General features: G+C 71.6%; 12 protein-coding genes. 7 read left to right on the top strand and 5 right to left on the bottom strand.

Annotation, left to right across the window (positions count from 1 at the left end):
• The first annotated feature begins 7 nt into the window (after nt 1-7).
• On the top strand, nt 8-1,165 hold the full coding sequence (locus tag AB0D34_RS09150) for an ROK family transcriptional regulator (protein ID WP_362658791.1): 1,158 nt from the start codon (nt 8-10) through the stop codon (nt 1,163-1,165).
• A 60-nt stretch (nt 1,166-1,225) separates the two neighbouring features.
• On the opposite strand, the gene AB0D34_RS09145 is transcribed toward AB0D34_RS09150, so the two are convergent.
• Nucleotides 1,226-1,987, bottom strand: coding sequence for a GntR family transcriptional regulator (locus AB0D34_RS09145; RefSeq protein WP_362658788.1), 762 nt, complete (start codon nt 1,985-1,987; stop codon nt 1,226-1,228).
• A 179-nt stretch (nt 1,988-2,166) separates the two neighbouring features.
• Nucleotides 2,167-3,051 carry an RNA polymerase sigma-70 factor gene (locus AB0D34_RS09140; protein ID WP_362658786.1) on the bottom strand — a complete coding sequence of 295 codons (885 nt, stop codon included), beginning with the start codon at nt 3,049-3,051 and terminating at the stop codon, nt 2,167-2,169.
• 101 nt (nt 3,052-3,152) lie between these two features.
• On the opposite strand from AB0D34_RS09140, the gene AB0D34_RS09135 reads away from it, so the two are divergent.
• The 3 genes from AB0D34_RS09135 (at nt 3,153) to AB0D34_RS09125 (ending at nt 7,237) form a co-directional block, all read left to right on the top strand.
• Nucleotides 3,153-3,983: an alpha/beta fold hydrolase gene (locus tag AB0D34_RS09135; RefSeq protein ID WP_362658783.1), complete on the top strand. Its 831-nt coding sequence runs from the start codon at nt 3,153-3,155 to the stop codon at nt 3,981-3,983.
• A gap of 240 nt (nt 3,984-4,223) precedes the next feature.
• Nucleotides 4,224-5,810: an alkaline phosphatase D family protein gene (locus AB0D34_RS09130; protein WP_362658780.1), complete on the top strand. Its 1,587-nt coding sequence runs from the start codon at nt 4,224-4,226 to the stop codon at nt 5,808-5,810.
• A gap of 161 nt (nt 5,811-5,971) precedes the next feature.
• On the top strand, nt 5,972-7,237 hold the full coding sequence (locus tag AB0D34_RS09125; RefSeq protein ID WP_362658777.1) for a GNAT family N-acetyltransferase: 1,266 nt from the start codon (nt 5,972-5,974) through the stop codon (nt 7,235-7,237).
• Nucleotides 7,238-7,299: 62 nt separating this feature from the next.
• Here AB0D34_RS09125 and AB0D34_RS09120 read toward each other — a convergent pair whose 3' ends face one another.
• Complete coding sequence (locus tag AB0D34_RS09120; RefSeq protein WP_362658774.1) at nt 7,300-8,460, bottom strand: PLP-dependent transferase; 1,161 nt, start codon at nt 8,458-8,460, stop codon at nt 7,300-7,302.
• 60 nt (nt 8,461-8,520) lie between these two features.
• On the opposite strand from AB0D34_RS09120, the gene AB0D34_RS09115 reads away from it, so the two are divergent.
• A complete protein-coding gene (locus AB0D34_RS09115; protein WP_362658771.1) occupies nt 8,521-9,015 on the top strand; it encodes an Lrp/AsnC family transcriptional regulator in 495 nt (164 codons plus the stop codon).
• Between the two features lie 32 nt (nt 9,016-9,047).
• A complete protein-coding gene (locus tag AB0D34_RS09110; protein ID WP_362658768.1) occupies nt 9,048-10,739 on the top strand; it encodes a DUF885 domain-containing protein in 1,692 nt (563 codons plus the stop codon).
• A gap of 71 nt (nt 10,740-10,810) precedes the next feature.
• On the opposite strand, the gene AB0D34_RS09105 is transcribed toward AB0D34_RS09110, so the two are convergent.
• Both AB0D34_RS09105 and AB0D34_RS09100 read right to left on the bottom strand, forming a co-directional pair.
• Nucleotides 10,811-11,326 (bottom strand): immunity 21 family protein, encoded by a 516-nt coding sequence (locus tag AB0D34_RS09105; RefSeq protein ID WP_362658765.1) that lies wholly within the window; start codon nt 11,324-11,326, stop codon nt 10,811-10,813.
• A 71-nt stretch (nt 11,327-11,397) separates the two neighbouring features.
• A complete protein-coding gene (locus AB0D34_RS09100) occupies nt 11,398-11,901 on the bottom strand; it encodes a rhodanese-like domain-containing protein (RefSeq protein ID WP_362658762.1) in 504 nt (167 codons plus the stop codon).
• A 94-nt stretch (nt 11,902-11,995) separates the two neighbouring features.
• Here AB0D34_RS09100 and AB0D34_RS09095 point away from each other — a divergent pair, with 94 nt between their 5' ends.
• Nucleotides 11,996-12,442: an Lrp/AsnC family transcriptional regulator gene (locus tag AB0D34_RS09095; RefSeq protein ID WP_164426024.1), complete on the top strand. Its 447-nt coding sequence runs from the start codon at nt 11,996-11,998 to the stop codon at nt 12,440-12,442.
• The last annotated feature ends 2 nt before the right edge of the window (nt 12,443-12,444 follow it).

Here is a 12,444-nt window from a genome sequence, read left to right as displayed (position 1 = left end):
ACGGACGTTGGGGCGGCTGACCGGCGGGGATCCCTCGCTGCTGCGAAGGATCAATTCCGCGGTGGTGCTGCACGCGCTGCGCGCCACGGACTGCGCGACGCTGACCGAGATCACCCGGGTGACGGGCCTGTCCCGGCCGACGGTGGAGGGCGTCGTCGAGGGGCTCATCGAGGGCGGCCTGGTCGTCGAGAAGGCGGCGGACGACAGTGTCGCAAGGCGCCAGGGGCGGCCGGCACGACGGTTCCGGTTCCGGGCCGAGGCCGGACATCTGCTCGGCCTGGACATCGGGCCGCACCGGGTCGCGGCACTTCTGTCCGACCTCGACGGGCGGGTGCTCGGTGCCGTGGCGAAGGACGTCGACGAGACGGCCTCGGCCGACGAGCGACTTGAGCGACTGCGCACCGCGGTGGCCGAACTGCTGCGCCGGGCCGGGGTCGCGCGTGACTCCCTGTGGGCGGTGGGGGTCGCGTCGCCGGGCATCGTCGAGGCGGACGGCACCATACGGCTGTGCGCGGCGCTGCCGGAGTGGACGGGGCTGCGCCTCGGCGAACGGCTCAGCCGCTCCTTCAAGTGCCCGGTACTGGTCGAGAACGACGCCAACGCGGCCGCGGTCGCCGAGCACTGGAAGGGCGCCGCCACCGAGTCCGACGACGTCGTGTTCGTCCTCGCCGGGCTCAGCCCGGGGGCCGGCTCGCTGATCGGCGGGCGGCTGCACCGGGGGTACGGCGGGGCGGCCGGGGAGATCGGGGCGCTGCACCTGCTGGGCCGCGAGGTCACTCCGGAGACGCTGCTGTCCACCACGGACGAGCCCCTGCACCCGCTCGACGAGCAGGCGGTCGCCGAGGTCTTCGCGCAGGCCCGTGAGGGCGACCAGCGGGCCCGGGCGGCCGTGGACCGCTTCCTCCAGCGACTCGTCCACGACGTGGCGGCACTCGTCCTGGCCCTGGACCCGGAACTCGTCGTGGTCGGCGGGTGGGCGGTCGGCCTGGACGGGGTGCTGGAGCCGCTGCGGCGTGAGTTGGCCCGCTACTGTCTGCGCCCGCCGAAAGTGACCTTGTCGCTCCTCGGTGAGGCGGCGGTGGCCACGGGCGCGCTGCGGCTGGCCCTCGACCATGTGGAGGAGCAGCTGTTCGCGGTGGAGGGCACGGTGACCGCGCGGCGGTGAGCGGTCCGGTGTGACAAAAGGCGGTGCCCCGGACCGAGGTCCGGGGCACCGCCTTGTCGCTCAGGAGGCCTGGCGTTCCGGCCCTTCGTGGATCTCCACCGCGCCGGCGTCCCCGAAGGTCAGCCGGCAGGTGTCCGCGCGGTAGGTGGCCACGGAGATCGCGGCGGTGCGGCCCCCGGCCAGGTAGCGGGTGGTGACGACGAGCACCGGGGCCCCGGGCAGGCGATCGAGTTCCTTGGCGTCGTCCGCACGGGCCGAGCCGAGCTCGACGGCGTTCTCCCGGCTCTCCAGCTCCAGGCGCTGCAGTTCACGCAGTACGGCACGCGCGCGTGCCGCCCCCGACGGCGCGTCTATGGCGGAGAGCTCCGGCACGGACTGCTCGGGGATGTAGAGCAGTTCGGCCGCGACGGGCTGGCCGTGGGTCACGCGGGAGCGGCGCACGACGTGCACGGACTGCTCGCGGTCGGTCTCCAGCGCGTCGGCGACTGCCGCGGGCGGCACCGCGGCGGCGCAGTCGACGGACTGCCAGTCGTCGCCGGCCGCACCGGGCCAGCCGTGCTGCTCGGTGCCGACGGCCACGCCCACGCGGGGCGGCGCGACGGTCGTACCGACACCGCGGCGGCGCTGCAGCCTGCCTTCCAGCTCCAGCTGCTCCAGGGCCTGGCGGAGCGTGGCGCGGGCGACGCCGAAGCGGGCGGCGAGGTCACGCTCGTTGGGCAGGATCTCGCCCACGGAGAATTCGGAGTCCAGTGCCTCACTGAGCACGGTCTTGAGATGCCAGTACTTCGGTTCCGGCACCGATTCGAGCTGCGTGGTCCCCACCCTGTCCTCCGCGATCGCCGTGGTCCGGCGGCGTTTTAGCGCCCTTGTTTATTAAAGGTTGTTGCACTTCTCTGCGACCATAGGGCGGCCCCCACCCTTGGTCAAGACCAATCCTCGATCCCTGTGACACGACGTTTGAGCCCCCGTCATGGGACGGGGGCTCAACCGGGCGGGGAAGGTCAGAGGTCCATCAGGGAGCGCAGCTTGTCGGGGTTGCGGATGATGTAGACGGACTGGATACGGCCGTCCAGAACGTCCAACTGGAAGACGGAGTCGGGCTTTCCGCCCGCCAGGGCGACCACCGCGGGTCCGCCGTTGAGCTCCAGGAAACGCCAAGTGAGGTCCGGGACGCCCCTCTCGGCGACACCGACCAGGAAGCGGCCCACGTGATCGGCCGACTCCAGCACCCGCAGCGGCGCCTTGGTCTTGCCACCGCTGTCGCCCACGAGGCGGACGTCCGGGGCGAGCAGGGACATCAGTCCTTCCAGGTCACCTCCACCCGCGGCGGCGAGGAAACGCTCCGTCAGATCCCGGCGCCGGACCGGGTCGACCTCGTAGCGCGGCCGTCGTTCGTCGACGTGTTTACGGGCTCGTCCCGCGAGTTGCCGTACGGCGGGTTCGCCGCGGTCGAGCATGGCGGCGATGTCGGCGAACGGGTAGCCGAAGGCCTCCCTGAGGACGAACACCGCCCGCTCCAGCGGCGACAGCGACTCCATGACCACCAGGACGGCCAGCGACACCGAGTCGGCGAGAACGGCCTGCTCGGCGGTGTCGGGCACGGTTTCCCCGAAGTCGGTCACATACGGCTCGGGCAGCCATGGGCCCACGTACGTCTCGCCGCGCGCCTTGACCTGGCGCAGCCTGTCGATCGCCAGGCGCGTGGTGACGCGGACCAGATAGGCGCGCGGTTCGCGCACGTCGCTCCGGTCCGCCCCCGACCAGCGCAGCCAGGCTTCCTGCACCACGTCCTCGGCGTCGGCGACGCGTCCGAGCATGCGGTAGGCGACTCCCAGGAGGACGGGACGGTGTTCTTCGAAGACATCGATCTCGGTTTCGGTGGCCACGGGTTCAATCCCAACCCACACCCCGGTCCGTGTCCAGGCGATTACACAGATGGCCACCCGCGGATCTACCCGTCAGTAGCAATTGCTGACAAGCTGTCTCCATGTCCGCCACCGTCTCCTTCGAAGTCCCCTCCGCACAGGGACCGCAGCCCGTGACCGTGTCCTACACGCGCGTGGGCCGCGGCGAGCCGCTGCTCCTGCTGCACGGCATAGGTCACCACCGCCAGGCCTGGGACCCGGTCGTGGACATCCTCGCGACCGAGCGGGAGGTGATCGCCGTGGACCTGCCCGGGTTCGGCGCCTCGCCGGGACTGCCCGAGGGGCTCGCGTACGACCTGGCCACGACCACGGCCGTGTTCGGGGCGTTCTGCGCGGCGCTGGAGCTCGACCGCCCGCATGTGGCCGGCAACTCCCTCGGCGGGCTGCTGGCCCTGGAGCTCGGCCGCGAGAAGCTCGTACGGTCCGTCACCGCGCTGTCGCCCGCGGGGTTCTGGTCGCAGGCCGAGCGGCGCTACGCGTTCGGGGTCCTGCTCGCCATGCGGCACATCTCCCGGCGGCTGCCGCTGCCGATGGTCGAGCAGTTGTCGCGCAGTGCGGCCGGACGCACCATGCTGACGAGCACCATCTACGCCCGCCCGGGCCTGCGGTCACCCGAGGCCGTGGTCGCCGAGACGCTCGCCCTGGCGCGGGCCACGGGGTTCGACGACACCCTCCGGGCCGGTGGCACCGTGCGGTTCACCGACGATGTCCCCGGGCTGCCGGTCACCGTGGCCTGGGGCACCAGGGACATGCTGCTGGTGCGTCGGCAGGGCGTGCGGGCCAAGCGGATCATCCCCCGGGCCCGGCTCGTGCGGCTGCCCGGCTGCGGTCACTGCCCGATGAACGACGACCCGGCCCTGGTCGCTCGGGTCATCCTCGACGGCAGCCGCTGAAGTCTTCCGCCTCCGGGTCAACGCGCCGGCGTGCGCATGGCCGCGGCCGGTGTGACGGTGCGCCGAATCCGGAACGGCGTACGCCTGAGGGCCGAGACCGTCCGCGACTGACCACTGTTTCGCACACGGGTTCCCTTGTTCTCGCGGTCAGTTGTTCACTTGCGGTTCGCGTGCGCGCTGCGGCGCCCCAGTAGTTGTGACATCGCACACTGGCCGGATCCCGTCCCTGGAGGCGCAGCCATGTCCCACCGTCCGTTTCCCGGCCGCCGCAGCGTGCTGCGCGGCTCCCTGGCCGCGTCGGCGGCCCTCACCCTGCCCGCGGCGGCCGGAGCCGCGCCGGCCTTCGCCCTGTCCGGGCGCCCCGGGGCGGGCTGGGGTGTACAGACGGGAGACGTGACCTCCGACTCCGGCCTGGTGTGGGTGCGTTCCGACCGTCCGGCCCGGATGATCGTCGAGACGTCCGCGACCGAGTCGTTCCGCAACCCGCGCCGCTGGCACGGCCCGCTGCTCGGCGCGGACACCGACTTCACCGGTACGACCCGGCTGCGCGGTCTGCCGTCGGGCGAGCAGATCCACTACCGGGTGCTGCTGGCCGACCCGGACGACCCGCGCCGTACCGGCGAGCCGGTCGCCGGAACCTTCCGCACGGTCTCCCACAAGCGCCGGGACGGCGTGCGCTTCCTGTGGTCCGGCGACCTCGCCGGGCAGGGCTGGGGCATCAACCCCGAGTTCGGCGGCTACACGATCTACCAGGCGATGGCCAAGCTGGACCCGGACTTCTTCCTCTGCAGCGGCGACAACATCTACGCCGACGGCCCGATCTCGGCGACCGCCGCCCTGCCCGACGGCAGCACCTGGCGGAACATCACCACCGAGGAGAAGTCCAAGGTCGCCGAGACCCTGGCCGAGTTCCGCGGCAACTTCCGCTACAACCTGCTCGACCACAACCTCAGGGCCTTCAACGCCCAGGTGCCGTCCGTCATCCAGTGGGACGACCACGAGGTGCGCAACAACTGGTACCCGGGCCAGACGATCCTGGACTCCGACACCCGCTACACCGAGAAGCGCGTCGACGTACTCGCGGGCCGGGCCCGGCGCGCGTTCAGCGAGTACTTCCCGATCTCCACGCTCCGGCCCGGGGCGCGGGACGGCCGGGTCTACCGGGTGCTGCGGCAGGGCCCGCTGCTCGACGTCTTCGTCCTGGACATGCGCACGTACCGCAATGCCAACTCCCCCGACGACCAGACCGTGGACCCGCAGGGCATCCTCGGCCGGGAGCAGCTGGAGTGGCTGAAGCGGGAGCTGTCGCGCTCGCGGGCGGTGTGGAAGGTGATCGCCTCCGACATGCCGCTCGGCCTGGTCGTGCCCGACGCCACGGAGGGCAAGGCGAACATCGAGGCGGTGGCGCAGGGCGACCCGGGCGCCCCGCTCGGGCGTGAGCTGCAGATCGCCGAGCTGCTGCGGTACATCAAGCACCGGCGGATCACCGGCACGGTGTGGCTGACTGCCGACGTGCACCACACCTCGGCCCAGCACTACCAGCCGTCGCGGGCCGCGTTCACCGACTTCGAGCCGTTCTGGGAGTTCGTCTCCGGGCCGCTGAACGCGGGAGCCTTCCCGGCCAGCGCGCTCGACAACACCTTCGGCCCGGAGCGGGTCTTCGTGAAGGCGCCGACCGCCGCGAACGTCTCCCCCGCCGGCGGCTACCAGTTCTTCGGCGAGGTCGACATCGACGGCCACAGCGGCGAGCTGACGGTGCGTCTGCGTGAGGCTGACGGCACCGTGCTGTTCACGCAGGTGCTCCAGCCGGGCCGGGTGAGCCAGTAACTCCCGTACCCTCGAAGGAGGTCGCGCACCGGCGTCATCCCCCGGTGCGCGACTCGGTTGAAAACGGCACAAAAAGCGCAGACCCACGCTTTACCGATCAGTCACAAAGCGTTCGTGATCACGCAACACCGTTCCTCCACAGTGGCTGCATGACTCGAGACATGTCTGATGTGACGCAGGTGAAAGACGGGCACCCCGTGAACCGCTGGTTCCTGGCAGCCACGGCCGGGTGCCGGACATGGTGGGCACGCCGCCACGGTCACGCTCCCCCGACGGGTGATACCGGCGCCCGACCGCTGCCCGAGGGGGAGCAGGCCGGGCCGTCCGCGGAGAGCACGCTGTGGCGGATGCGGACGACGGTGAAGGACGAACCCGGATCGCTGGCCGCCCTCTGCACAGCCCTCGCAGGGCAGCGAGTCGACATCCTGAGCCTCCAGACCCACCCGCTGGCCGAGGGCACGGTCGACGAGTTCCTGCTGCGGGCTCCCGGCACACTGGAAGGTACAGAGCTCAGCCGGGTCGTCGGGCGGGCCGGCGGTGCCGACACCTGGATCGAGCGGGCCGACGCGCACGACCTGGTGGACGCCCCGACCCGGGTCCTGGGCCTCGCCACCCGCACGGCGCTGGACGCGGCGGAACTGCCGCTGGCGCTGCGGCAGTTGCTCGGCCGGTGCACGATCAGGTCGCTGCCGGCCGTTCCGGTGGGCGGCGGTCGCGGGCCGGAGGGCGTGCCCGTGGAAGGAGTTCTGGAGGACACCGTGATGCGGTTGCGGGCGCCGGAGGGTGGAGTGATCACCGTGGAGCGGCCGTATCTGCCGTTCACGCCGACCGAGTTCGCCAGGGCGCGGGCCCTGGTCGAGCTGGACGCACGCCTCGGATCGCGGGTGCCGCGCAGCCAGGACGTACTGACACTGCCCGAGGGCAGCGACATCACCGTGCGCCGGGCCGACACGGGTGACCTGGAGGCCGCGCGGGCGATGCACGAGCGGTGCTCGCCGCGGACGTTGAGCATGCGGTACCACGGGCCGGTCGGCGACGCCGACCGCTATCTCAACCATCTGCTCAGTCCGCGCTTCGGTCGCACGCTCGCCGTACAGACCGCGTCCGGGCGGATCGTGGGGCTCGGGCATCTGCTGTGGGACGGGGACGAGACGGAAGTGGCGCTGCTCGTCGAGGACGCGTGGCAGCGGCGGGGTATCGGGGCGGAGTTGCTGGAGCGGCTGGTGGGGATGGCTGTCGAGGCCGGGTGCGAGAGTGTGTATGCCGTGACTCAGTCGTCCAACACGGGGATGGTGGCGGCGATGCGGGGGCTTGAGCTGCCGCTCGACTACCAGATCGAGGAGGGGACCCTGGTGATCACTGCGCGGCTTGCTCCGCGGGGTGCGCAGGAGGATGCCGTCCAGGTTACGCAGGCCGAAGCGCCGTAGGGGTTCCCGTCTCGTTGGCGGGTGCGGGTGTTCTGTGGCCTGTCGCGCAGTTCCCCGCGCCCCTAAAGGGGCGCTTTCAGGGCTGTGTCCAGATCTGTCCACAGGTCCTGTACGTCCTCCAGGCCCACCGAGAGGCGGAGCAGGCGGTCGCTCACGCCCGCGTCCCTTCGGTCCTTCTCGTTCACGATGCGGTGGCTGATCGACGCCGGGTGCTGGATCAGGGTGTCCACGCTGCCCAGGCTCACGGCCGGGGTGATCAGGCGGACGCCCGCGATCACCTCGTGCGGGTCGCCGGCGACTTCGAAGGCGATCATCGCTCCGCCGATGCGCGGGTAGTGGACCCGGGTGACCCGGGGGTCGGCTTCGAGGCGGCGGGCCAGTTCGGCGGCGGTCGCCGAGGCGGCCCGGACTCGGACCGGGAGCGTCGACAGGCCTCGTAGGAGGAGGTAGCCGGCCAGGGGGTGCAGGACACCGCCGGTGGCGAAGCGGACCTGGCGCAGATGACCCGCGAACTCCTCGTCGCAGGCCACCACGCCCGCCATCACGTCCCCGTGTCCGCCGAGGTACTTGGTGGCACTGTGCAGGATCAGTCGGGCGCCCTGTTCGGCGGGGCGTTGGAGCACCGGGGTGGCGAAGGTGTTGTCCGCGAGGAGCGGCACGGTGCCGCAGGAGTGGGCAAGGGCCCGCAGGTCGACCTCGGCGAGGGTGGGGTTCGCCGGGGATTCCACCAGGACGAGGCCGGTGTCCGGGCGCAGCGCGTCGGTGACGCCCGCCGGGTCGGTCCAGGTGACCTCCGTGCCGAGGAGTCCGGCGGTCAGGAGGTGGTCGCTGCAGCCGTACAAGGGGCGGACGGCCACCACGTGGCGCAGGCCGAGGGAGGACCGTACGAGCAGGACCACCGTGAGCGCGGCCATGCCGCTGGCGAAGGCGACCGCGGACTCGGTGCCCTCCAGACGGGCCAGGGCGGTCTCGAAGCGGGCGACGGTCGGGTTGCCGAGGCGGCCGTAGACGGGAGGTCCGTCCGGCTCGGCGCCCGTCGCGGCGAACGCGTCGATGCGGGCGGCCTCGTCGCGGCTGTCGTAGGACGGGTAGGTCGTCGACAGGTCGATGGGCGGGGCGTGCAGTCCCTGGCGGGCGAGGTCGTCGCGGCCGGCGTGGACGGCCTCGGTGGCCAGTGCTCTGAGCGGCGTACGGGACGCGGTGGAGGTGCGCGCTGAGTCCATGCCCGCAAGGGTGAACAGCGAGCGGGGTTCCCGTGTGGAATCCCGTGCTACGTTCGGCCGATGGCCGAAACCGTCGTACTGGATCCGGTGGACCTGCATCTGCTGCGGTTGCTGCAGAACGACGCCCGGACCACCTACCGTGACCTCGCCGCGCAGGTCGGGGTCGCCCCGTCGACGTGTCTGGACCGGGTGACACGGCTGAGGCGCTCGGGCGTCATCCTCGGCCATCAGCTGCGGCTGGATCCGGCCAAGCTCGGCCGGGGCCTCGAAGCGCTGCTGTCGGTGCAGGTCAGGCCGCATCGGCGGGAGCTGGTAGGGCCGTTCGTGGAGCGGATCCGGGCGTTGCCGGAGTCGCGGACCGTGTTCCATCTGACCGGTCCCGACGACTATCTGGTGCATGTGGCCGTGGCGGACATGGCGGATCTGCAGCGGCTGGTCCTTGACGAGTTCACGTCCCGGCGTGAAGTGGCCCGGGTGGAGACCCGGTTGATCTTCCAGCAGTGGGAGTGCGGGCCGCTGCTGCCGCCTGCCACGCCGACAGCGGAATCGGGGTGACTCGCGCGAGGCGCCGTATGAGGATGGACGGCATGTCTGAGACCCAGATCCCGCTGCCCCGTCAGGTCGCCGACGCCTACGTCGACCAGCTCATCGCCCTCGATCCGATCACCGGCACCTACCTGGGTGTGAAGGAGAGTTCGAGCAGGCTTCCGGATACCTCGCCCGCGGGCCAGGAGGCGCTCGCGGAGCTCTCGCGGACCACGCTCGCGAAGCTCGACGAGGCCGAGCGGCAGCCCGGCGCGGACAGTGACATCGAACGCCGGTGCGGCCGGCTGCTGCGGGAACGTCTGACGGCCGAGCTCGCCGTGCACGAGGCCGACGAGGGCCTGCGCTCGGTCGGGAACATGGCCACCACCGCGCACTCGATCCGTGAGGTCTTCACCGTCACCCCGACCGAGACGGAGGAGGACTGGGCGGCGGTCGCGGAGCGGCTGCGGGCGGTGCCGGCCGCGTACGCCGGCTACCGCGAGTCCCTCGCGCTCGGTCTGGAGCGCAAGCTGTACGCGGCACCGCGCCCGACCGCCACCTTCGTCGAACAGCTCACCGAGTGGGCGGACACCGAGGGCAGCGGCCGGGGCTGGTTCGAGGACTTCGCGGCGGCGGGCCCCGAGGCGCTGCGCGCGGAGCTGGACGAGGCCGCACGCGCCGCGACCGCCTCCGTCGTGGAGCTGCGCGACTGGATGCGGGACGTGTACGCGCCGACGATCGCGGGCGCCCCGAACACGGTGGGCCGGGAGCGGTACGCCCGCTGGGCGCGCTACTTCAACGGCACCGACCTCGACCTGGACGAGGCGTACGCGTACGGCTGGTCCGAGTACCACCGGCTGCTCGGCGAGATGAAGCAGGAGGCCGAGAAGATCCTGCCGGGCGCCGGGACGCCGTGGGTGGCGCTGGCCCACCTCGACGAGCACGGCAAGCACATCGAAGGCGTCGACGAGGTCCGCGACTGGCTGCAGGGCCTGATGGACCAGGCGATCGACTCGCTCGACGGCACCCACTTCGAACTCGCCGAGCGGGTGCGGCGGGTGGAGTCGTGCATCGCCCCGCCCGGTGGTGCGGCGGCCCCCTACTACACGCCCCCCACGGAGGACTTCTCGCGTCCGGGCCGCACCTGGCTGCCGACGATGGGCCAGACCCGTTTCCCGGTCTACGACCTCGTCTCGACCTGGTACCACGAGGGCGTGCCGGGCCACCACCTCCAGCTCGCGCAGTGGGCGCACGTCGCGGGGGACCTCTCCCGCTACCAGGCCACGGTCGGCCATGTCAGCGCCAACTGCGAGGGCTGGGCGCTGTACGCGGAGCGGCTGATGGACGAGCTCGGCTTCCTCACGGACGCGGAGCAGCGGATCGGGTATCTGGACGCGCAGATGATGCGGGCCGCCCGGGTCATCGTCGACATCGGCATGCACCTGGAGCTGGAGATCCCGGCGGACTCCCCCTTCCACCCGGGCGAGCGCTGGACGCCCGAGCTGGCACAGGAGTTCTTCGGCGCGCACAGCAGCCGTCCGGCGGACTTCGTGGAGAGCGAGCTGACCCGCTACCTCACGATCCCCGGCCAGGCGATCGGCTACAAGCTCGGCGAGCGGGCCTGGCTGCTGGGCCGGGAGAGGGCCCGCGAGCAGCACGGCGAGGCGTTCGACCTCAAGACCTGGCACATGGCGGCGCTGTCCCAGGGTTCGCTCGGCCTCGACGACCTGGTGGACGAGCTGGCCCGGCTGTGATCCCTACGACGTGACAGTGACGAGGCGGGCCGGTTCACCCGGTCCGCCTCAATAGCGCACGTGAACGATGCTCAGTCCGGGAGCCTGCGCAACTGGACCAGCCCCAGCCAGGTCTCCGGTCCCGGCCGCACGTTGGCGGCGCGCACCGCGTACCGGCCGGGGGCGAGCGCGACCTTCAAGTGGTCGGTGTTCACAGAGTCGTTGCCGGGCCAGGCCGCGTCGAAGAGGACGACCGGGCCGGGCACCGCCCAGTTCACCTCGTCCTCCCAGGTGGTCGCGGCGAGGGCGGCGGGTACTTCGGCGAGGAGTTCGTCCTCGGAGTCGGCGGCGCACCACCGTACGAAGGTGCCGTGGTCGGGGAGGTACGTCGTCGAGGCGGGTTCGTCGCCGAGGACCAGGGCCGCGGCGTCACCGACCGGCAACAGGCCCACACAGCCCTCCACTTCACAGGCCCGGTCGTAGTCGGAGGCCGTCTCGTCGCCGTCGGCGCCCGCCCAGAACGGCAGGACCGTCTCCGGTACCGCTATGAGCGGGCCGCCGCCCGACTCCACCCACTCCACCGCGCCCGGCTCCGCGTATCGCACCATGGGCCAGAACCTACACGCACCGGAACCTCAGGGTTGCACCTGCACAGGAACCCCACCGGAATCGCCGGGTCTCAGCAGCCGCAGTCGTCGGAGTCCTTCGGTGCAGTCAACGGGTCGGCGGTGCGCCGCTCCCGGCCCTCCCAGGTCTCGAACTCGAAGCCCTCGCGCACCCAGTACTCGAAGCCGCCGAGCATCTCCTTGACCTGGTAGCCGAGTTCGGCGAGGGCGAGCGCGGCGCGGGTTGCTCCGTTGCAGCCCGGGCCCCAGCAGTACGTCACCACCGGCACGGACCTGTCGAGGAGCTGTCCGGCCTGCTCGGCGATGAGGGCGGTGGGCAGGTGGACCGCGCCCGGGACGTGTCCCTGGTCCCAGGCGGCGGTGGAGCGGGAGTCGAGGACGACGAAGCCGGGGTCCCCACCGGCGGTGAGCGCGGCGGCGACGTCGGACACGTCCGCGTGGAAGACGAGGCTGGCGCGGAAGTAGGCGGCGGCCTCGGCCGGGGCGGCGGGGGCGACGCGCAGGACGGGGTTCGCGGCGTTCACGGCGTTCGCGGTGAGCGAGTCGGTTGTCGTCATGGCCAGAAATCTACGATCCATGATCAAGAACCTGAAGGGGGATTCCACGGCGTGGACCTTGCCCGGCCGGGGATTCCCCTGCTATTTCTCGGGCATGACCGCGTATTCCCCGGACGCCACCGACTGGCGCATCCTCGATGTCCTCCAGCGGGAGGGCCGGGCCAGTTTCGCCGAGCTCGCCCGTGCCGTCTCGATGTCCGCGAGTGCGGTCACCGAGCGGGTGCGGCGGCTGGAGGAGGCGGGCGTCATCCAGGGGTACGCGGCGGTCGTGGACCCCGACCGGCTCGGCCTGCCGATCCTGGCGTTCGTGCGCCTGAGGTACCCCAACGGCAACTACAAGCCCTTCCACGACCTGGTGGCGGTGACACCGGAGATCCTGGAGGCGCACCACGTCACGGGTGACGACTGTTTCGTCATCAAGGTCGCCGCCCGCTCGATGCGCCACCTGGAGGAGGTGTCGGGCAAGATCGGGGCGCTCGGTTCGGTGACCACGAGTGTCGTCTACTCCTCCCCGCTGCCCCGGCGGCCCCTGGGCCGCTGACC

The organism is Streptomyces sp. NPDC048420 (assembly GCF_040651535.1).
Lineage (GTDB): Bacteria > Actinomycetota > Actinomycetes > Streptomycetales > Streptomycetaceae > Streptomyces.
This window is presented reverse-complemented; position numbering and strand designations above follow the sequence as displayed.

Bases quoted from the DNA above. Each gene is read 5' to 3' on its own strand.
- AB0D34_RS09135 (WP_362658783.1), top strand. From the start codon at position 3,153: ATGTCCGCCACCGTCTCCTTCGAAGTCCCCTCCGCACAGGGACCGCAG.
- AB0D34_RS09130 (WP_362658780.1), top strand. From the start codon at position 4,224: ATGTCCCACCGTCCGTTTCCCGGCCGCCGCAGCGTGCTGCGCGGCTCC.
- AB0D34_RS09125 (WP_362658777.1), top strand. From the start codon at position 5,972: ATGTCTGATGTGACGCAGGTGAAAGACGGGCACCCCGTGAACCGCTGG.
- AB0D34_RS09120 (WP_362658774.1), bottom strand. From the start codon at position 8,460: ATGGACTCAGCGCGCACCTCCACCGCGTCCCGTACGCCGCTCAGAGCA.
- AB0D34_RS09115 (WP_362658771.1), top strand. From the start codon at position 8,521: ATGGCCGAAACCGTCGTACTGGATCCGGTGGACCTGCATCTGCTGCGG.
- AB0D34_RS09110 (WP_362658768.1), top strand. From the start codon at position 9,048: ATGTCTGAGACCCAGATCCCGCTGCCCCGTCAGGTCGCCGACGCCTAC.
- AB0D34_RS09105 (WP_362658765.1), bottom strand. From the start codon at position 11,326: ATGGTGCGATACGCGGAGCCGGGCGCGGTGGAGTGGGTGGAGTCGGGC.
- AB0D34_RS09100 (WP_362658762.1), bottom strand. From the start codon at position 11,901: ATGACGACAACCGACTCGCTCACCGCGAACGCCGTGAACGCCGCGAAC.
- AB0D34_RS09095 (WP_164426024.1), top strand. From the start codon at position 11,996: ATGACCGCGTATTCCCCGGACGCCACCGACTGGCGCATCCTCGATGTC.